This window comes from Reyranella sp. (assembly GCF_965249915.1).
Lineage (GTDB): Bacteria > Pseudomonadota > Alphaproteobacteria > Reyranellales > Reyranellaceae > Reyranella.
On record NZ_OZ252257.1, the window covers coordinates 4,125,220 to 4,145,439 of the forward strand.

At 66.5% G+C, this 20,220-nt stretch carries 16 protein-coding genes and 2 pseudogenes; 2 read left to right on the plus strand and 16 right to left on the minus strand.

Annotation, left to right across the window (positions count from 1 at the left end):
• Positions 1 to 139: 139 nt before the first annotated feature.
• From cysN to ACP15H_RS20545, 10 genes and pseudogenes are all read right to left on the minus strand, one after another.
• Positions 140 to 2,026 (minus strand): sulfate adenylyltransferase subunit CysN, encoded by a 1,887-nt coding sequence (gene cysN, locus ACP15H_RS20500; protein WP_425067994.1) that lies wholly within the window; start codon positions 2,024 to 2,026, stop codon positions 140 to 142.
• A complete protein-coding gene (gene cysD / locus ACP15H_RS20505; RefSeq protein WP_425067995.1) occupies positions 2,026 to 2,991 on the minus strand; it encodes a sulfate adenylyltransferase subunit CysD in 966 nt (321 codons plus the stop codon). The genes cysN and cysD overlap by 1 nt, the downstream gene beginning before the upstream one ends.
• A gap of 11 nt (positions 2,992 to 3,002) precedes the next feature.
• Positions 3,003 to 3,728, minus strand: coding sequence for a phosphoadenylyl-sulfate reductase (locus ACP15H_RS20510; RefSeq protein ID WP_425067996.1), 726 nt, complete (start codon positions 3,726 to 3,728; stop codon positions 3,003 to 3,005).
• 4 nt (positions 3,729 to 3,732) lie between these two features.
• Positions 3,733 to 4,770: a sulfate/molybdate ABC transporter ATP-binding protein gene (locus ACP15H_RS20515; protein WP_425069938.1), complete on the minus strand. Its 1,038-nt coding sequence runs from the start codon at positions 4,768 to 4,770 to the stop codon at positions 3,733 to 3,735.
• Positions 4,771 to 4,783: 13 nt separating this feature from the next.
• Positions 4,784 to 5,626 carry a sulfate ABC transporter permease subunit CysW gene (gene cysW, locus ACP15H_RS20520; RefSeq protein ID WP_425067997.1) on the minus strand — a complete coding sequence of 281 codons (843 nt, stop codon included), beginning with the start codon at positions 5,624 to 5,626 and terminating at the stop codon, positions 4,784 to 4,786.
• Positions 5,619 to 6,488, minus strand: coding sequence for a sulfate ABC transporter permease subunit CysT (gene cysT, locus ACP15H_RS20525; RefSeq protein WP_425067998.1), 870 nt, complete (start codon positions 6,486 to 6,488; stop codon positions 5,619 to 5,621). The genes cysW and cysT overlap by 8 nt, the downstream gene beginning before the upstream one ends.
• Complete coding sequence (locus ACP15H_RS20530; protein ID WP_425067999.1) at positions 6,485 to 7,528, minus strand: sulfate ABC transporter substrate-binding protein; 1,044 nt, start codon at positions 7,526 to 7,528, stop codon at positions 6,485 to 6,487. Before ACP15H_RS20530 ends, cysT begins: the two co-directional genes overlap by 4 nt.
• 21 nt (positions 7,529 to 7,549) lie before the next feature.
• Complete coding sequence (locus tag ACP15H_RS20535) at positions 7,550 to 7,747, minus strand: hypothetical protein (RefSeq protein WP_425068000.1); 198 nt, start codon at positions 7,745 to 7,747, stop codon at positions 7,550 to 7,552.
• A 363-nt stretch (positions 7,748 to 8,110) separates the two neighbouring features.
• A pseudogene (locus tag ACP15H_RS20540) lies at positions 8,111 to 8,881 on the minus strand (LLM class flavin-dependent oxidoreductase); the annotation flags it as partial.
• A gap of 91 nt (positions 8,882 to 8,972) precedes the next feature.
• Entirely contained in the window at positions 8,973 to 10,241 is a 1,269-nt protein-coding gene (locus ACP15H_RS20545) for a chorismate-binding protein (RefSeq protein WP_425068001.1), read from the minus strand.
• Positions 10,242 to 10,484: 243 nt separating this feature from the next.
• Between ACP15H_RS20545 and ACP15H_RS20550 the strand changes: the two are divergent.
• Together ACP15H_RS20550 and ACP15H_RS20555 are read left to right on the plus strand one after the other, a co-directional pair.
• Positions 10,485 to 11,120: pseudogene (locus ACP15H_RS20550) on the plus strand (LLM class flavin-dependent oxidoreductase); the annotation flags it as partial.
• Positions 11,121 to 11,274: 154 nt separating this feature from the next.
• Positions 11,275 to 11,865 (plus strand): biotin transporter BioY, encoded by a 591-nt coding sequence (locus ACP15H_RS20555; RefSeq protein WP_425068002.1) that lies wholly within the window; start codon positions 11,275 to 11,277, stop codon positions 11,863 to 11,865.
• A 42-nt stretch (positions 11,866 to 11,907) separates the two neighbouring features.
• On the opposite strand, the gene ACP15H_RS20560 is transcribed toward ACP15H_RS20555, so the two are convergent.
• The 6 genes from ACP15H_RS20560 to ACP15H_RS20585 are packed head-to-tail and all read right to left on the minus strand — an operon-like array spanning position 11,908 to position 20,217.
• On the minus strand, positions 11,908 to 13,779 hold the full coding sequence (locus ACP15H_RS20560; RefSeq protein ID WP_425068003.1) for a dipeptide ABC transporter ATP-binding protein: 1,872 nt from the start codon (positions 13,777 to 13,779) through the stop codon (positions 11,908 to 11,910).
• Positions 13,780 to 13,803: 24 nt separating this feature from the next.
• The gene (locus tag ACP15H_RS20565) at positions 13,804 to 15,474 is read right to left on the minus strand and encodes a rhodanese-like domain-containing protein (protein ID WP_425068004.1); all 1,671 of its coding nucleotides are present in this window, start codon (positions 15,472 to 15,474) and stop codon (positions 13,804 to 13,806) included.
• Positions 15,475 to 15,527: 53 nt separating this feature from the next.
• Entirely contained in the window at positions 15,528 to 16,769 is a 1,242-nt protein-coding gene (locus tag ACP15H_RS20570; RefSeq protein ID WP_425068005.1) for an SfnB family sulfur acquisition oxidoreductase, read from the minus strand.
• 40 nt (positions 16,770 to 16,809) lie between these two features.
• Complete coding sequence (locus tag ACP15H_RS20575; RefSeq protein ID WP_425068006.1) at positions 16,810 to 17,649, minus strand: ABC transporter permease; 840 nt, start codon at positions 17,647 to 17,649, stop codon at positions 16,810 to 16,812.
• A complete protein-coding gene (locus ACP15H_RS20580) occupies positions 17,646 to 18,623 on the minus strand; it encodes an ABC transporter permease (RefSeq protein WP_425068007.1) in 978 nt (325 codons plus the stop codon). Before ACP15H_RS20580 ends, ACP15H_RS20575 begins: the two co-directional genes overlap by 4 nt.
• Before the next feature lie 13 nt (positions 18,624 to 18,636).
• Complete coding sequence (locus ACP15H_RS20585) at positions 18,637 to 20,217, minus strand: ABC transporter substrate-binding protein (RefSeq protein WP_425068008.1); 1,581 nt, start codon at positions 20,215 to 20,217, stop codon at positions 18,637 to 18,639.
• Between the last annotated feature and the right edge of the window lie 3 nt (positions 20,218 to 20,220).

Genomic DNA, 20,220 nt, shown 5'->3' on the forward strand with positions numbered 1-20,220 from the left:
CGGAAACATCTTCTTCGACGGTGGCGGCCGGCGGCACGGAGTCGCCCAAGTGCAGAGTCGGCGCTTGCACGAGGTCCGGTCGGTACACCCCGCCGATGCGATCAAGCAACTCGTGCTTCGATCGCCCGACGTCCTTTCCTCAGCTCACGCTTCGCGCCAGCACCAGCGACACCACTTGCTCGGCGGCCTGTTCGGCCGACAGCTCGCCCGTCGGCAGCACCAGCGCAGGGTCCTCCGGCGACTCGTAGCGCTGGTCGCTGCCGGTGAGGTTCTCGAGCTTGCCCGCGTCTGCCTTGGCGTAAAGTCCCTTGGGATCGCGCTGGCGGCACAGTTCGGCCGGGGCATCGACGTGGATCTCGAGGAAGCGCCCTTCCGGCAGCAGCGCGGCGGCGCGCGTGCGATCGGCCTGGAACGGCGAGACCAGGGCCACGATGACGATCAGCCCGGCATCGGCCATCAACTTCGCGACCTCGCCCACCCGGCGCACGTTCTCCGAGCGAGCGGCGGCATCGAAGCCGAGATCGGCGTTCAGACCCTGCCGGAGATTGTCGCCGTCGAGCAGCATGGTCTGTCGTCCCAGCGCAGCGAGCTTGCTCTCGACGATGTTGGCGATCGTCGACTTGCCCGATCCCGGAAGGCCGGTCAGCCACACGACCAGCGGCTGCTGGGCCTTGAGCGCGGCCCGCGCGGCGGGTGTCACCGTCTCGGCATGACGATGCACGTCGCTCGCGCCGTCGAGCCCCTCGGTCACCATGCCTGCGGCCACCGTCCGCAATGTCGAGCGGTCGATCAGGATGAAGGCACCGGTCTGGCGGTTGTCGGCGTATGAATCGAAGGCGACCGGCTGGGTCGCCTCGATCTCCACCCGACCGATTGCGTTGAGATCGAGCCGGTTCGAGTCATCGCGTCGAAGCGATTCGACGTCGAGCGTATCGGCGACGCGGGTCACAGCAGCGGGTACGGTCGCGGTCCCGATCTTCAGCAGAAAACGTTTGCCCGCCGACACGGGCGTCTCGTCCATCCAGACGAGGTCGGCGGCGAACCGGCGCGAGACGGTGGGCCGTCGCCGAGGGTCTGCGATCACGTCGCCACGGACGAGATCGATCTCGTCGGCCAAGGTCAACGTCACCGAGCGGCCAGCCACGGCGAACGGCAGGTCGCCGTCAAAAGTCACGATGCGGGCGACCCGGCTCGTGCGGCCGGAGCCGACGACGACGATCGGATCCCCGACCGCCACGCGGCCCGAGGAAACGGTGCCGGCGAAGCCGCGAAAATCACCATTCGGGCGATTGACCCATTGGACCGGAAAGCGCAGCGGCGCGTCCGCGGCGTCGAGATCGGCCTCGACCGTCTCGAGATGCTCAAGCAGCGGCGGGCCCGCGAACCACGGCGTGCGGGCGCTGCGTGAAGCCACATTGTCGCCCAGACGCGCCGACAGGGGGATGGCCACGATCGAATGGAAGGCGAGAGGCGTGGCAAACGCGGCGAAAGCCGCTTCGATCTCGCGGAAGCGGGCTTCGGCATAGTCGACGAGATCGATCTTGTTCACCGCCAGAACGACGTGGCGAATGCCCAGCAGGGAGACGATCGCGGCATGCCGGCGCGTCTGCTCGACCAGCCCCTTGCGGGCGTCGACCAGGAGGACCGCCAGCTCGGCGTTCGAGGCGCCCGTCGCCATGTTGCGCGTGTATTGCTGGTGGCCAGGCGTATCGGCCACGACGAAGGCGCGTCGAGGCGTCGAGAAGAAGCGGTACGCCACGTCGATGGTGATGCCCTGTTCGCGCTCGGCCTCCAGGCCGTCGAGCAGAAGGGCGAAGTCGAACTCGTCCTCGGTCGTGCCGAAGCGGCGCGAATCGTCGCGCAACGCCTCGATCAGGTCGTCGGGCAGCCCGCTCGTGTCGCTGATGAGCCGGCCGATCAGGGTCGACTTGCCGTCGTCGACCGAACCACAGGTCAGGAAACGCAGCTCGCTGCGTGTCTGCAGCGGGAGCGCGTCGTTGGCGGGAGGAGCAAGCGCGTCGGGCATCAGAAATATCCCTCTTTCTTCTTGCGTTCCATGGAAGCCTGCGAGGCGGCATCGACCAGGCGGCCCTGCCGCTCGGACGAGCGCGCATCGAGAAGCTCGGCGATGACACCGCGTACGTCGGTCGCTTCAGAAGCAATCGCGCCGGTGAGAGGCCAGCATCCCAAGGTGCGGAAGCGGACCCGCCGCTTGACCGTCATCTCCCCCTCGAGGAAGCGCATGCGCTCGTCGTCGACGGCAATCACGGCGCCGTCGCGTTCGACGACCCAGCGTTCCGCCGCGAGATAGAGCGGCACGATGGGAATCGCCTCGGCCTGGATGTAGGTCCAGACGTCCAGCTCGGTCCAGTTGCTGAGCGGGAAAACGCGCATCGTGTCGCCAGGCGACAACCGCGTATTGAACAGCCGCCAGAGTTCCGGCCGCTGGTTGCGCGGATCCCAGACATGGCCCGAGGCGCGCAGCGAGAAGATGCGCTCCTTGGCGCGGGCCTTTTCCTCATCGCGCCGGCCGCCGCCGAACGCCGCGTCGAACCTGTGCAGGTCAAGCGCGTCCTTCAGGGCCTCGGTCAGCATCAGCCGGGAATATTCGCCGGTTTCGGTGTCGAAAGGGTTGATGCCGGCACGCGCCGCCTCCTCGTTCGAATGTACGAGCAGCTCGAGACCGTAGGCCGCCGCGATCCGGTCACGGTGCTGGATCAACGCCTGGAAATCCCAGCCCGAGGCGATATGGAGGAAGGGAAAGGGTGGCGGCGCAGGATAGAAGGCCTTGCGTGCCAGATGCAGCATGACGCTCGAATCCTTCCCCACGGAGTAGAGCATCACCGGCTTTCGATACTCGGCCACCACCTCGCGCAGGATATGGATCGCCTCGTCCTCCAGCCGTTGCAGATGCGGCGACAGGCCGGCGCTGCGGATGGTCTGGTCGGAATGCTTGATCTTGGCCGCGTGGGCGGCGGCAGGCGGGCACATCGAGCGTACTCTCACTTCACGGATTGCAAGGTGGTTGCCGATCGGGCGGCAGGCCGGTGAATGCCGCACTCGGTCTTCTCGAACCCGCGCCAGCGCCCCGCGCGTCCGTGCTCGTCTTCGAGCACGGCCGAAGTGCAGGGCGCGCAACCGATCGAGGGAAAGCCGCGGCTCGCCAGCGGGTGGGCCGGCAGGTCGTGACGTGCCGCATAGGCATCGATGTCCGCCGGGCTCCAGTGCGCCAGCGGGTTGATCTTGGCCCGCTCGCCGTCGACCTCGAACACCGCCAGTTCGCTGCGCGTCGCGGCCTGAAAGCGCTTGCGACCGGTGATCCAGGCATCGAATCCCGCCAGCGCACGCTCCAGCGGGGCAATCTTGCGGAACGCGCAGCAGCCGTCGGGATCCCAGGTCGCGCGGCTGAGATCGGCATCGAGCCGCGCCACTTCCTCCGGCGACGGCCCGACGCTGCGCACGTCGCTCAGCCCAAGCTGCCGCACCACCCGGTCGCGATGCTCCAGTGTCTCCCGGAAGTGCCGACCTGTGTCGACGAACAGCACCGGCGTCGCCGGGTCGATTGCCGCCACCATGTGCAGCAAGACCGCTGAATCGACGCCGAACGAGGAGACGACGGCGATGCGGCGGGTAAAGACCTCGCCCAGCACCGCCTCCAGGACACAGGACGGTTCCGCGCCGTCGAAGCGGCGCCTCAGATCGACGACATGCAGGGCGAGCGTCGGCATGGCCTCACCGCGACGTGAACAGGCGGAAGGTGGCGAGCGAGACGGGCAGTATGTCGCCCTTGCTCGCACCGTGGCCGGCCGGCAGCTCGATCTCGACGCTCGGCAGCCCTTCTGCCAGCAGCAGCTCGGCTCGCCGGGCCGCACCGCTGCGGCGGACGGCGATCACCCGTGCCGGTATCGCCGTTGCGGGATCGTCCGCCGGGACGAGATCGCCAGGGCGCACGAAGAGTTCCGCATGCCCGGCGATGTTCTCGCCGGGCGTCCGAACCTGATGGTCACCGATGCGAATCCACGTCCCTGCCGCGTCGACGGGAAGGCGCACCGCTTCGCCGACGAATCCCGCGACGAACGGCGTTGCGGGCCGGTCGAGGATGTCGTCGGGAGTACCGACCTGCTCGATCCCGCCTTTGTTGAAGATTGCGACCCTGTCGGCGAGTTCCAGCGCCTCCTCCTGGTCGTGAGTCACGAACAGGGTCGTATGGCCGGTGCGCTCATGCACTTCCCGCAGCCAGCGACGCAGATCGCGACGCACCTTCGCGTCGAGTGCCCCGAACGGCTCGTCGAGCAGGAGCACGCGCGGCTCAACGGCCAGCGCGCGCGCCAATGCCACCCGCTGACGCTGGCCGCCCGACAGCTGCGCCGGGCGGCGCCGGTCGAGGCCCGGGAGTTGGACGAGGTCGAGCAGGTCGGCCACGCGGCGCCTGATCTCCGCGTCCGGCGGGCGCAGGCGCCGCGCGCGCACCCGCAAGCCGTATGCAATGTTCTCGGCCACGGTGAGGTGGCGAAACAGGGCGTAATGCTGGAAGACGAAGCCGACCCGCCGCTCCTGCACGGTGAGATGCGTGGCGTCCTCGTCGCCGAACAGAATCCGGCCGGCAGTCGGCGTCTCCAGCCCCGCGACCAGCCGCAGGAACGTGGTCTTGCCCGACCCCGAGGGGCCAAGCAGCGCCAGCAGCTCCCCTGGCTCCACGACGAGGTCGAGGCCGGACACGGCGGTGGCGCCGCCGAAGGACTTGGCCAGCCCCTGGGCTCGGATCGCGATGGCCACCGGGCGATCAGTGGCGGCGGGTGCGTGCGAGCCCGTCGCCGTATCGCCACTCGAGGAGCGACTTGGCACCGAGGGTAACGAGGGCGAGTCCCGCCAGAAGCGTGGAGACGGCGAAAGCGCCGACGAAGTTGTACTCATTGTAAAGGATCTCCACTTGAAGCGGCATGGTGTTCGTGAGGCCGCGGATGTGGCCGGAGACGACCGACACCGCGCCGAATTCGCCCATTGCGCGCGCGTTGCAGAGCAGCACGCCGTACAGCAGCGCCCACCGCACGTTGGGCAGGGTGACGGTAAGGAATGTCCGGAAGCCGGACGCGCCCAGGGTCAGCGCCGCCTCCTCTTCCGCCGTGCCCTGCTCCTGCATGAGCGGAATCAGTTCGCGCGCGATGAACGGAAAGGTGACGAAGATGGTGGCCAGCACGATGCCCGGCACGGCGAAGACGATCTTGAAGTCCCAGTCCTCGACCATCGGCCCGAGCAGTCCCTTGGCGCCGAACAGCAGCACGTAGACAAGGCCCGACACGACCGGCGACACGGAGAACGGCAGGTCGATCAGCGTGACGAGAAGACTCTTCCCCGCGAATTCGAACTTGGCGACCGCCCAGGCCGCCGAGACGCCGAAGACGAGGTTGAGCGGCACGGCGATGGCCGCGACCAGCAGGGTGAGCCGGATCGCCGCCTGCGTATCGGGATCGGCAAAGGCCTCGAGGAACGCCCCTGCGCCACGCCGCAGCGCCTCGGTGAAGACGGCGGCCAGCGGCAGCACCAGGAACAGGGCAAGGAAGACGACCGCGAGGCCCACGAGGGCCCAGCGCACCGGCTTGCTCTCGGTGAGGACGCCGTCACGCATGGCCGAGCCGGCGGCGGCTGTAGGCCTGGAGGCCGTTGATCGCGAGCAGCGCCAGGAACGAGATCGCCAGCATTACCGCGGCGATCGCGGCAGCGCCGGCATAGTCGAACTCCTCGAGCCTGGTGACGATCAGCAGGGGCGCAATCTCCGACACGAAGGGCATGTTGCCGGCGATGAAGATCACCGAACCGTACTCCCCGACCGCTCGCGCGAAGGCGAGCGCCACGCCCGTCAGCAGGGCGGGCAACAGCGCCGGCAGCACGACCCGGAACACGGTCTGCGCGCGTGAGGCGCCCAGGGTCGCCGAAGCTTCCTCGACCTCGCGATCGAGGTCCTGCAGGACGGGCTGCACGGTCCGCACGACGAAGGGCATGCCGATGAAGATCAGCGCCACCAGGATTCCCCACGGCGTGAAGGCGATCTTGATCCCCCAGGGCGCAAACAGTGAGCCGATCCAGCCATTGGTGGCGTAGAGCGCGGCAAGCGCGATACCGGCCACGGCGGTCGGCAGGGCGAACGGCAGATCGATCGCCGCATCGAGCAGGCGTTTGCCGGGGAACTCGTAGCGTACCAGTACCCAGGCGGCGATCGAACCGAACACCGCATTGACCAGCGCCGCCGCGGCCGAGATGAAGAAGCTCACCTGGAGCGCCGCGAGCACGCGCGGTGTGGTGGCGACGCGCCAGATCCCGTCGAGGCCGAGATCGGCGGCGCGGGCCAGCAGCACGGCCAGCGGCAGCAGGACGATCAGCGACAGGTAACTGACCGCGAATCCGAACGTGAGCCCGAAGCCGGGCAAGGCGCTCGGCTCCCGGAACGTTCGGGGGATCGACGTCGAGCCGCGGAGAGCCGCGACGCTCATCGCGTCGCGGTCTTTCCCGGCTTGTAGATCTGGTCGAACAAGCCGCCGTCGGAGAAGTGCTCCTTCTGGGCCTTCGTCCAGCCGCCGAAGACTTCGTCGACCGTCACCAGCTTCAGCTTGGGAAAGCGCGCGAGGTCGGCGGGATCGGCCGCCTCCGGCTTGGAAGGCCGGTAGAAGTTGCGGGCGATGATCTTCTGCGCCGCGGGCGAATAGAGGAAGTCGAGATAGGCCTGCGCGATCTTGCGCGTCCCACGCTTGTCGACGACGACGTCGACGAGAGACACGGGCGGTTCCGCCAGGATCGAGAACGGCGGGACGACGATGTCGAACTTGTCGGCGCCGAACTCCTGCTGGATCAGGAAGGCCTCGTTCTCCCAGGAGATCGCCACGTCGCCCACAGCGCGCTGCGCGAAGGTCGTCGTCGACCCGCGGGCGCCCGAATCGAGCACCGGCACGTTCTTGTAGAGCGCCTCGACGAACTTGCGCGCCGCCGCCTGGTCGCCTTTCGTCCGATCGAGCTCGTAGGCCCAGGCCGCGAGGTAGTTCCAGCGCGCACCGCCCGACGTCTTCGGATTCGGCGTCACCACCGACACGCCCTCCTTCACGAGGTCGGGCCAGTCCTTGATGCCCTTGGGATTGCCCTTGCGCACGACGAAGACGATCGTCGAGGTGTAGGGCGAGCTGTTGTTCGGCAAGCGGCTCTGCCAGTTTTCCGGCAGGCGCTTGGATTCACGCGCAATGGCGTCGATGTCCCCGGCCAGGGCCAGCGTGACGACGTCGGCCTCGAGCCCGTCGATCACGGAGCGGGCCTGCTTGCCCGAACCGCCATGGGAGGTGCGGATCGTCACCTTCTGGCCCGCGCTGGCCTGCCATTCCTTGGTGAAGGCTTCGTTGAGTGCCTTGTAGAGCTCCCGCGTCGGATCGTACGACACGTTGGTCAGCACGACCTCCGGAGGGGTCTGGGCGCGAACGGCAACGATGGTGGACATCAGGCCGGCCGCGATCACGGCGGCGGCAAGCAGGCTCTTTCGGGTTGTCATGATATGTCCCTGCGCTGTCGATCAATGAGAGAGAGAAGTGCGGCCGTGGCCGCGCCCCAGCCGGGCGGCGGCGAGGCGGGCGTGGCCGGGGGTGGTGAACTGTGTGCCGTCGAGCTCGAAGAACGGACGGGCGGTCGCGTGGAAGCGAAAGGCGTTGCCTTCGCGCAGGACGATGCCCGCAGGCTCGCCCCAGATTTCGACGATGAAGGGTTCGGACATGGCTCCGCTCCTCCGGCCCTTGAGGAGCCGGTCTGGTCTCACGAAAAACTGTCTTTGACTTGGGTCCGGCTCAGGCGAGTCGGCAGCTCATGCGGCACATGCCGCGTCGACAGGTGAAGCGGAGGGGCGGCAGAAGGGGCTGGGTCATCGCTGTCTCGTCCATCGTAGCGGAGCCCACGAACGTATCGTGACGCTTTAGCACTTGGTGACGCGGCGCAAGCTGCTCCTCAAATCCCGCGGTCTTTCGACGGTCCAGAAATGCGCCAGATCGCGCCAGCAATCCATGGATTGCTTTGTCAAAGTTCGAGCACTGCGAAGAAGTTTCTGCAGCAGCAACCGCCACGATGAAGCAGGAGTTGATGGCTACTCGGCAGCGACACGCCTGCCCGCCTTCCCCGCCAGCAGGTGACGGGTCGCCGGCAGCAGCGAACGGCCATACTCGATGGCGTCGTTGAGCGGATCGAAGCCACGGATCAGGAACGTGGTGACACCCAGGTCGTAGTAGTCCGCCAGGGCGTCGGCGACCTGTTCGGGCGTGCCGACCAGCGCGGTCGAATTGCCGCGCGCGCCCGTCAGCGCCGCCATGCCGGTCCACAGGCGCTTGTCGAGACGAACGCCCTGGGCGGCGGCCTCGAGGAGACGCAACGCCCCCGAGTTCGCCGGCGCGCTCGCGCGGCGGAGGCCCGTCTTGTCGAGAAGCGCCCTTGCCTGGTCCAGGATTTCTTCCGCCCGCTTCCAGGCCTGCTCCCCGGTCTCGGCGATGATCGGGCGCAGCTAGAGACTGAAGCGCGGGGAGCGGCCATGCTTCGCCGCCGCCGACCGGACACGCGCGATGAAATCGCGCACCTGAGCGTGGCTCTCGCCCCACAGGGCACAAATGTCGGCATGCTTGCCGGCGACGGCAATCGCCGCATCCGAGGCGCCGCCGAAATAGACGGGAATCTGCGGCTTCTGCCCCGACTTCACGGTCGAGAGGGCGCCCTCGAAGCGATAGTACGTCCCATAGTGATCGAACGGCGTCTCGCTCGTCCAGACCTTGCGAACCACATCGAGATATTCGTCCGTGCGCTCGTACCGCTCGTCCGTGGTGAAGAAATCGCCGTCCTGGCGCTGCTCCTTGTCGTCAGCGCCGCTGGGTGGGCGCTCCAAAGCTTCCTGCCCGTGCGTCCTGGTCCAGAGCCGCGTCGTCAGCCTCGCGCAGCGTCTTGGGCTTCCGAGGAAGCTGCTATGACCCGCTTCCCTCGGCCTGCTCTACCGCCTCGACGAGAAACCGCGCCTTCGACAGGGCCTCGGCGTACTCGGCGGCGGCATCGGAGCCCGCCACCACCTTTCCGCCGACGCGCAGACTGGCGATACCGTTCGAGATCCACAACGACCGGATCACCACAGCGAGGTCGGCATCGTCGTGCCGGTCGATCAGACCGACGAAGCCACCGTAAGGCCCTCGCACGGCACCTTCGACCCGAAGTCCCAGCCGGGCGGCGGACGGTTTCGGTCGCCCCGAAACAGCTGCCGCCGGCGCCAGGGCCATCAAGGCCTGGGCAACAGCGCCGGGGGCGCCGAGCCTCGCCTCCAGCACGGTGTAGAGATGCATGACATGGGAGAAGCGACGGACCTCACGCGATACAGGCACCGAGATCTGACCGCCGGCGGCGATGGTTCTCAACGCATCGAGTTCGGCCTGAACGACGACGTCGTGCTCCGCCGCATCCTTGGCACTCTGCCGCAACTGCGCTTCGGCTGCAGCGTCGGTGTTCGGATCGCCCGTTACCGGACGCGTCCCCGCATCGGTCTCGACGATGACACGATCGCCTTCGATGCGCGCAAAGGACAAGGGCGAGCTGCCCACGAGATGGAAATTGCCGACGTTGAGCACGTAACCGTAGGGGGACGGGTTCCGCGCGACGCAGGCGCGATAGATATCGAAGGGATCGGCTGCCGTCGCCTTGGAGAGACCGATCGACAGCACGGCGCCTTCGGCCTCACCGTTGCGTATGGCATCCTGGATCAGCCCGACCCGCGTTGCGTGCTCCGCTTGCGAGGCGTCCTGTACCCAGGTCGCCGCGGTGGCCACGCGCGACAGATCGCGCCGGCGTTCCTGCGGCCGCAGCAGATCTTCCGGCGATGCATCGCCGACGATGCAGGCCGTGCCGGCGAGGCAATCGATATCGAGATAGCTGCGCAGGCCCAGCACCAGAAAGGGCGGCGTGCCCGGCGCGACGCCGGCTTCCGCGCCGACGAGCGCCTCGAAGCCCGAGAAGATCAGGAGGCCTACATACTCGCCTGCGCGCTTCTTCTGTAACCCGCTCTCAAGGGCCGCTGCCAGAGATGCGCCTGCCACGGGATCAGCCGACAGCGTCACCAGACTGCGCTGGAGGAGTCGGGTCTGGAGATCGAAGCGTTGGAACAAGCCGCCGGCCGATCCGCGCCGCGCCCGGGCGACGGCGATCGGATCGATATCCGGAGCAACTTGTGTGATTTTCGGTTGCAGCATCGGACTCTCATACGCAGCGCCCTCCTGCCCTACAAGCGGACATCTGATGCCCGCTCAATACGAGCCCGCGTGAGCGCCTTGGCGCAGCCGAAGGGAAGCAATCTCTTCCGCTTGCCTGCGTCGACAACCGGATATCCTCGATAAACCTGCATATTCGACACCTCCCCTCCCGGTCCAGCACCTAGCATCGAGATGCCGGTGGAAGCTGTTTCCTTCGCCGATGACAGCAAGGGATCGGTTCGCATGGACAATATCAGGCCGCGGTTCGGCATTTGGACTCAGGTCTATGGCGCCTAGGGATCGTTCTTTCACCCGGGCGATCCGCCGGATGCGTCGTGGGAAAGAAACAAGCGCCTGGTACAGGAAGCCGAGGCGCTCGGCTTCGAGTCCACCCTCGTCGCCCAGCACATTCTCAATCCGCGCGACGATGAGCGCGACCAGCTGGAGACCTGGACAGCCAGCGCCGCGCTGGCCGCGGTGACCGAACGGATCGAGATCATCGCCGCGATCAAGCCGTATCTCTTCCATCCCGTAGTCCTGGCGAAGATGGCCAGCCAGATCGAGGAGATCAGCCGCGGCCATTTCGCCATCAACCTCGTGAACGCCTGGCTCAAGCCGGAGTTCGCGCGCGCCGGCATCGCCTTCGCCGATCACGACGACCGGTATGCCTACGGCCGCGAATGGATCGAGATCTTCCGATCTCTTCTCAGCGGGCAGCGAACCACCTTCTCGGACCGACACTTCCAGTTCAGCGACTACCAGATCCGACCGGTCGGCCGCTATCGGGCGCGGCCGACGATCTATGCCGGCGGCGAATCCGACGCGGCCCAGGCCCTGGCCGCCGACACGGCCGACGTCTGGTTCATCATGGCCAGCCCCCGACCGACGTGTGAGGCCTATACGTTATCTCTGCTGGAGGCGATCCCGTCCGGGATTGCACGCGTCACGCACGCAGGATGATCAAGCCGATCGCTGCTTGTTTCCGATGCCATAGATTATTAACGATGCGCCTCGACTTTTTCTGGAGTCCTCCGTGCGTAACATCGAACTGCAATCCCTGAAGCCAGCACTCGATCCTCTCGGTCTTGCCGTCCAGCCACTCGCCTGGAAGGTCGGGGCCGTATTCCTCGGAACGGGCTTGCTCGCCCTGTCCTCGTACATCCAGGTGCCGATGGTGCCCGTGCCCGTCACCATGCAGACCTTCGCCGTGACCCTGATCGGCGCACTTTACGGGTGGCGCCTCGGTACGCTGACCGTCATCGCCTGGTTGCTCGAAGGCGCGCTGGGATTGCCGGTGCTCGCCGGCGGCTCCGCCGGGCTGCACCGCTTCGCCGGACCGACAGCGGGATATCTCTTTGCCTTTCCGATTGCCGCAGCGCTCTGCGGCTGGCTGGTCGAGCGGGGCTGGAATGGCCAGCGGCCGCTTCTTTCCTTCGCCGCCATGCTGACCGGCAATGCAGCGTGCCTCGTGCTCGGCGCGATGTGGCTTGCCACGATCATCGGAGCAGACAAGGCGATCGGCCTTGGCATCACGCCATTCCTGGTCGGCGCCGTCCTCAAGTCGGCTCTCGGCGCCGCCATCCTGGCACTGCTGGCCCGCCGCCCCCTGCAGCGACGCCAATAGCCGCGCCGCCCCCATCGGCATTCGAAGGCCCACGATCCGTGTTCAGCATTGCACGAGGTGGCCGGGAGAGACTTCGCGATACCGGCGCGTCGGCGGCACATAGTCCGGCGGGCGCACGGGGCTTCGAATCTCGTCGCTTGCAACGCCCCTCCTCACCCCTCGACGCGCAGGATCTGGAATGGGAACCGCCGCCATGAGTTTCTTCGTGTAGGCGTGCTGGGGATTGTCGAATACGGATCGACGCGGACCGATCTCGACGATCTCGCCGAGATACATCACGGCAACCCGGTGACTGATGCGTTCCACCACGGCGATATCGTGGGAAATGAAGAGATAGGAAAGGCCGAAGTCGGCCTGAAGATCGAGCATCAGGTTGATCACCTGAGCCTTGATCGAGACATCGAGAGCGGAAACCGACTCATCCGCGATGATCAGCTTGGGCTGCAGCGCCAGGGCACGCGCGATGCAGATGCGCTGGCGCTGTCCACCGGAGAATTCGTGCGGAAACCGCGAGGCCATGTCGGGGGTAAGGCCCACTCGCGTCAGAAGCTCGGCCACGCGGTCGCCAGCCGTCGCCCGGTCTGCAATGCCATGACCGATCAAGGGTTCGGCGATCGCCGCGCCCACCGATTGACGCGGATTGAGGCTGGCAAAGGGATCCTGGAAGATGATCTGCATGTGGCGGCGCATCTCTCGCAGGCTACGGCCGTTCAGCGCGAGCACATCCTGCCCGTCGACTCTGATCGCGCCGCTTCGCGGCTCGATCAGGCGGACGATGGAGCGCCCGATTGTCGACTTGCCGCAGCCCGACTCGCCGACCAAAGCCAGTGTCTCGCCGGCCTGGATGCTGAAAGAGACGTTCTCCACGGCATGGACACGACCGGACAGTCCACCGAAGAGGCCCGAACGGATATCGAAGCGGGTCGTCAGGCTCGAGACTTCCAGCAGGGGACGCTCCCCCGTCGCGACTGTATCGGGCGCTTCCTCGGGCGCGTCGGCCAGACCTGTGGTCTTGTCCACCGTCGGGAAGCGTCTCGGGCGTGCACTGCCGGCCATCGAGCCGAGCTGGGGCACCGCGGCCAGTAGGGCCCGGGTGTAAGGATGTGACGGCGCCGAGAACAAGCGGTTCGTGTCGTCGGTCTCGACCTGCTCGCCGTTGTAGAGCACGACCGTGCGATCGGCGATCTCGGCCACTACGCCCATGTCGTGGGTGATGAAGAGGACCGACATGCCCTCTTCCTGTTGCAGCTCCCGGATCAACTCCAGGATCTGCGCCTGGATGGTCACGTCGAGCGCCGTGGTGGGCTCGTCGGCAATCAGAAGCTTCGGGCGGCAGGCCAGCGCCATGGCGATCATCGCGCGCTGACGCATGCCGCCCGAGAAGCGATGCGGATAGTCCTTGAAGCGTGACGCCGCCGAAGGGATGCGGACCCTGTCGAGCAGCCGGATGGTTTCCGCCCTCGCTTCCGTGACCGACATGTCACGATGGCAGCGCAAGGCTTCCGCGATCTGGAACCCGACGGTCAGGACCGGGTTCAGGCTGGTCATCGGCTCCTGGAAGATCATCGAGATCTCGTTGCCGCGCACCCGCTGCATCTCGCCATCCGGCAAGGTCAGGAGCTCGCGACCGGCCAGCTCGATGCTGCCGCGGACCCGGCCATTTGATTTCGGCACGAGGCGCATGATCGACAGGGCTGTGACGCTCTTGCCGGAACCGGATTCGCCGACGATGGCGACTGTTTCGCGGGGACCGACCTGGAAGCCCACGTTTCGCACGACCGGATGCCAGACGTCGTTCCGTTTGAACGAAACGGTGAGATCCGCCACCGAGAGCAACGGCGGCGTCCTCGCGGCCTCGCTCGCCGTGCGTCCTCCAAGCCCGGGCTGGTCGCTAACAAATTCGATGGAATCCATTGATCGTGCCTTGCGAACGTAGGGCTAAGGCTGCGGCGAGGCTGCCGGCGCTGTCACGGCCGCTTCGAAGACCTTGAAGGAGACGGTCCGGTCGCGCGCGATCTGATCGATCAGGGCGATTTCCCAATCGAGATAGCGCCGGAAAGCCGCGAAGCGGTCCTGATCGCGATAGGGCGAGACCCAGAAATCCTCGGCCGGGTCGTGCAGGTTCGTCGCGCCGGTTTCGGTCTCGAAACCCGCCGCGCGCCAGGCCGCCAGGCCGCCCGCCAGGACCTTCACCGGCCGGCTCGTGAGCGACCGAAGATCCGCCGCGGCGAGCAGTGCGAGCGCGGGATTGTCGGCCGTCACGACGACCGATCCTTCGGCGGGAAGACGCGCAAGGCCGTCGCCGAGCCAGGCGCGGATCGCGAACCGTGCGCCCGGCACGTGGCCGGCGACGTAGGTCTGACTGTTCGAAACGTCGAGCAGCACCGCGCTGTCATTCTCGAGGAGGCTTTTGAGGTCGCTTGCGGCGATCGTCGGCTGCGGCGCCGGCAATCCCACGACGAGCGGCCTCTCCGGACCCACCTCCAGGGCTTCGGTCTGCGGGTCAAGAGCGTAGACCTGCACGTCCGACCAACCGAGCTGCAACAGCCAGGAAGCGGTGATCGCCGCCCGGGCGCCGACCTCGTCGTCGATCAGAACGACGCGGGCATGGCGCGTGGCGATCCATCGATCCGTCGCCTGCACGAGTTCGCCACCTTCGGCCCAAAGCGATCCAGGCAGGTGCCCCGCTTCATATTCCTGCCGGGTCCGGACATCGAGCCGGTACAGGCTGCGGCTCGTGTCATCGCGCTCGAGCTCGGCAAGCCCGGCACGGTCGATGGTGCGGATACCGAACCGCCGGCGCAGCTGTTCGGCACCGGCGCGGGCCGCTACCAATCCTGACGCGGACGGCTCCGGCGCGAGATTGTGCTTACCACTGGCGAGTTCGAGGCCCTCGAACAACCACGCCATGGTGCCGTTCTCGAGCGCCACAACCTTGTTGGGCAGCCCGGCATTGAGCAGGGCCTGCGCCCCGATGATCGAGCGCGTACGCCCCGCGCAATTGACCACGACCAGCGTCTCCGGCGAGCGGATCAGATCCGGGGCGCGATAGGGCAGCTCGGCATTCGGGCAGGCATAGGCGCCTGGAATGCTGAAATCCTCGAACTCCGACAGGGTTCGTCCATCGAGTACGACGAGATCCTCTCCGGCGTCGATCTTGGCCTTGAGATCCTTCGCGCTGAGGCGCGGCGTGCCGTAGGTGTGTTCGACGAATTCACCGAAGGCCTTCGATAGGACGTGAATGCCCGTATAGACCTCCAGTCCCGCGGCGCGCCAGGCGGCAACACCGCCCTTCAATATCGACACGTCGGAATAGCCGAGGGCAAGCAGCCGCGCGGCGGCCCGTTCGGCCAGCCCCTCGCCGCCGCCGTCATAGACCACCAGCTTCGTGTTCCGCCGCGGAACCAGCGATGCGATCCGCAACTCGATCCGGCTCAAAGGCAGCGGCGTCGAGAGAAGGATATGGCCCGTCTCGACATGAATGCCCAGTTCCCGCACGTCGAGCACCGCCAGTTCGGACGGCTGCGCGATGAGAGCAACGAGTTCGGGCACGTCGATCTGGTGCAGAGCTTGCGCGGCAACGTTCTTTGCGGTCGAGATATTCGTCATGTCGTCACTCCTGAAGAAGGGGGCGAGCGTGCTCCGGGGTGCCCCGGAACGCGTCAGATCAGCGATCGCGGCCCGGGTTCAACGCCGTTCAGGTAGTAGTTACCCAGGTGGAAGAGCTTCCAGCGCAGGGGGTCATGCAGCGTATGGGTCCGCGCGTTTCGCCAGTGACGGTCGAGGTCGTATTTTTCGAGCGTCGCCCGCGCCCCCGTGAGGGGAAAGAGCTGGTCCGCCACCGTTACCGCCGCAGTGGCGCAGGCGTATCGCGCATCGGCAGCGGCCAGCGCGGCCTGGGTTGCCGCCTCGGCGCCTCCGTTGGCCCGTGCATGGTCGATCTCCTGAGCCGCGTGACGCAACAGCCGCTCGGCAGTTCGGACGGCAAAGCCCAGTTCACCGAACTTCTGGATGACGAACGGCTCCTGCGCATGCTCCTCGTGGGGATTGTCGATCCACGGACGGTTGTTGTGCAGGATGTAGTGGCGGGCATCCGACAGGGCTTCCTCGGCAATGCCGAGATCGATCGCGGAGTGGATCAGGGCGGCCAGCAGCCGCGTCGGACGGGTGCTGTCGCCAGCCTTGTAGTAGGGAAAGACGTGGGCATCGGGGACGAAGACCTTCTCGAAGACGGTGGTCCCGCTCGCCGTCGTGCGCTGGCCCATGCCCGTCCAATCGTCGAGGACGGTGACGCCCTCGGCCGTGGCGTCGACGAAGAACATCAACTGGCGTTGCTGGTCGTCGTATCCGATGAAGGGAATCCAGTCCGCGAAGATCGCGCCCGTCGAGTAGAACTTCCGGCCCGTGACGACCCAACCGCCCTCGACACGGCGCAGGTCGTGCTCATACACCCCCGCCCGCTTCCGCGAGTTCTCCGAATGGGCGTTGCCGATGCTGTCGCCGGCCAGGACGCGGCCATAGAAGAATTCCGCCTGCTCGACGGAACCGAACGAGAAGACGGGCAGGAAGCAGAAATGATTCTGCGGAATCTGCCCGATACTCGGATCGGCCGCCGACAGCAGGCGCGTGACCTCGGCGACCGTGACCGCCGATACGTCGAGGCCGCCGAACGGCCTTGGGACAGTGATGGCGAAAAGGCCCGCCTGTTTCAGCGCCGCGACTTCCTCGTAGGGAAGCAAACGGCCCCGGTCACGCTCGATGGCGCCCGCACGGAACGAGTCCGCGAGACGGGTCGCCGCGGCGATCACCTCGGCCTCGGACCCGAGGCGTGCCGCAGGTGTCCGGCGCGGGCGCGCGGATGGTGACCGGGAGGCCCGGTCGGGCAGAATATCGGCATGTGTCATTGGCGGGATCGGTCTCCTGAAAGGGCGACAACGCGGCGGATCAATCCGCAGCCCGGGGATCGAGGAAGTAGTTCAGCCCGTTGCCGAGCGCGGTGATCGCAAGCACCGTCAGGACGATGGCGAAGCCGGGAATGGCCGCGATGTACCAGGCGGTTCTGAGAACCTGTCGGCCGGCGCCGATCATGCTGCCCCAGGACATCACGTTCGGGTCGCCAAGTCCCAGGAACGACAGGGCGGCTTCCGTGAGGATGGCCGATCCCGCGAGGATCGTCCCGGTGACGATGGCCGGTGAAATGGCGTTGAGCAGGACGTGTTTCACGACGATGCGAACGGGCGTGAGGCCCAGGGCAAACGCCGCCTGCACGAACTCGCTCTCCCGGATCCGCAGCGTTTCGGCGCGGATCAGCCGGGCCGTCTGCGTCCAACTCGTGAAGCCGATGGCGACGACGATGCTGACCACGGAGGGCTGGAGGATCGCCACGATCGTCACGACGAAGACCAGCGGCGGCATCGTCTGGAAGAGCTCGGTCACCCGCATCAAGGCGTGGTCGGCCCAGCCGCCGAAATAGCCCGACACGACGCCCGCCGCGATGCCCAGAGCCGTCGATATGGTCGCCGCGGCGAGGCCCACCAGCAGGGAGACCCGCGCGCCGTAGACGATGCCCGTGAGGATGTCCCGGCCGAACATGTCGGTGCCCAGCGGAAACCTTGGATCGGTGCCGGGCCACAGGAACGGCTTGCCGACCATGGCGAAGGCGTCCGCCTTGAAGATCAGCGGCGCGCCGATTGCCAATATAATTGTCACCGCCAGCACAATGGTGGCAACCACCGCACTGCGTGCCTTGGCAAAGCGCCTGAAGCCGTTCGCGTGGGCGCTCATTGGAGTTCGATCCTCGGGTCGAGCAGTGCGTAGACGAGGTCGGTGACCAGATTGGCCGCGATCACCAGCAGGGAGGTGCAGAACAGGATGCCGAGGAGAAGATTGAGGTCGCGCTGCATCACGGCATCGAAGGCGAGCCGCCCCATGCCCGGCCAGGCAAACACCGTCTCGATCACGACGGAGCCGCTGATCAACGCACCGATCTGCATGCCCGAAACCGTGACGATGGGCAGCAAGGCGTTGCGAAGGACGTGGACGATCGAGATGTAGCGCGGACCGAGCCCCTTGGCCTGGGCCGTGCGCACATAGTCCATCTTCTGCACCTCGAGAATGGCCGTGGTCGTGAGGCGGGCATAGATCGTGACGTAGAAGATCGCGAGGCTGGCCACCGGCATGATCATGTGCCGGGCGACGTCGACGACCAGGTCCCAGCCCTCATAACCAGCGTCGCGGTCGTAGAATCCGCCGGTCGGCAACCAGCGAAGCTCGATCGAGAACAGCACGATCAGCATCAGGCCGATCCAGAACAACGGCGTCGCGAAGCCGATGCTCGTCACCAGCGAGACGAGCCCGGAGATCCAGCGCCGTGGCGTGACGGCCGCAAGCCATCCGAGCGCCACACCAAGTACCACCGCCAGGAAGAGACTCACTCCCACCAGCAGGGCCGTCGCAGGTAGCCGGGCGACGATCAGGCTCGTGACGTCGGCGCCGTTACGGAACGAGTAGCCAAGGTCGAACGACAGGATCCTCTGATAGTAGTTCACCAGCTGAACCAGGACCGGCTGGTCCGCGCCGAACTGCTGGCGCAGCGCCGCCATGAATTCCGGCGTCGCGGCGCCCGCCTCTCCCGCCATGACGTCCGCCAGGTCGCCGGGCGCCAATCGCAGCAGGAAGAAGTTCGCCAGGATGATCAGGAACGCCACGGGGGCGACCTGCAACAGCCGGCCGAGCAGATAACGTACGCGGGGAAGCATCGCTCTCGCTCCGTCAGCGAGCCAGCCAGACGTCGCGCAACGCCTTCGAATGACCGTCGCGGACGGTGCTCAATCCCCGCACGCGGGCCGACACGATGCTGAAATGCTGGAGCTCGAGCAGGTTGATCGACGGCAGGTCGTCCTGCGCGATCTTCTGCAGTTCGACGAGGAGCGCGCGCCGCTTGGCCGGATCGATTTCGGTGAAGCTCGCCTCGATGATCCGATCGGCCTCGGGATTCGAATAACCGGGGCCGTTGGACCAGGCCACGCCCTTGAGGATGGTCTTGCTCCAGTAGCGTCTCAGGACGCCGATCTGGGGATCCGCGCTGGAATTGTAGTAAGTGCTGTAGGTATCGAAATTGCGCTCGCCATAGACCTGCCGCAGGAACGGCGCGAGATCGAGATTGACCAGCTGCAGATCGACGCCGACCTGCTTCAGCGACTCGCGGAGGAACTCGCCGGCCCGCTTGAACAGATCGCCATAGGGCATGGTGTAGTGATTGACCCGCAGCCGGATCCCGTCGGCATCCCGGGGGAATCCGGCCTCGTCGAGCAACGCTTCCGCCTTCCTGGGATCGAACGCGTACTGCGTGACGTCGGCCGTATAAAGCTCGGCGTGCGTGCTGGGAATAGGACCGGTTGCCGGCTTGGCCAGGCCGTACCAGACGCGGTCGGCCAAGGCCTGCCGATCGATGGCGTGGGCGAAGGCCGCTCGCACGCGCTTGTCGCGGAACTGCGGTCTGTCCAGGTTGAATTCGAAGAAGAAAGCCGGCACGAACGTGCCATAGCCGCGCGTCTCGACGACGAGGTTGGGCAGCCTGCGCAGACGCTCCACGTCCGACGGAGGCACGGCACTGAACGGTGCGTAGTGGACCTCGCCGGTCTCGAGGGCTGCGGCGCGCGCACCGGGATCGGGGATCGTGCGGAACCGGATGCGGTCGACGTAGGGCCTGTCCTTTCGCCAGTATTTCGGGTTGCGTTCCACGAGCACGTAGTCGCCACGCACCCATTCCTTGAAGACGAACGGACCGGTGCCCACCAGCTTGGTGTTCCATGGATTGCTGAGCGGCGGCGTGCCTTCGTAGAGATGCCGCGGCAGGATCGGCGCCTCGGCATTCGACAGCACGGCCCAGATTGCCGGCGACGGCTCGGAGAGCCGGAAGATTGCCGTATGGGGATCCGGCGTATCGACGGCCTCGACGGCCCTGTAAGCCGTGCCTGCACGCGGGTTCACCTTCTTGGTAACCTCGAGAACCGTGTAGTTCACGTCCGCAGAGGTGAAGGGCTTGCCGTCGTGCCAGGTAACGTCCCGTCGGAGGTGGAACGTGATGGTCTTGCCGTCGGGGCTCTGCTCCCAGCTCTCGGCCAGCGCCGGAATGGGCTTGAAGTTCTCGTCGTATTCGACGAGCCCTTCGACGACCTGGGCCGCGAGGATACCGGCCGTATTCGAGTTGAACAGGAAGCTCGACGGTTCCGGTTCGAGGTTGACGACGAGCGTTCCGCCTTTCCGTGGCGTTTCGTCAGCGGCATGGAGCGTGCCGGTGCCCGCCAGGAGGGCCGCCAGCGAGGCACCGGCAAAGGTTCTGCGATTCATGGT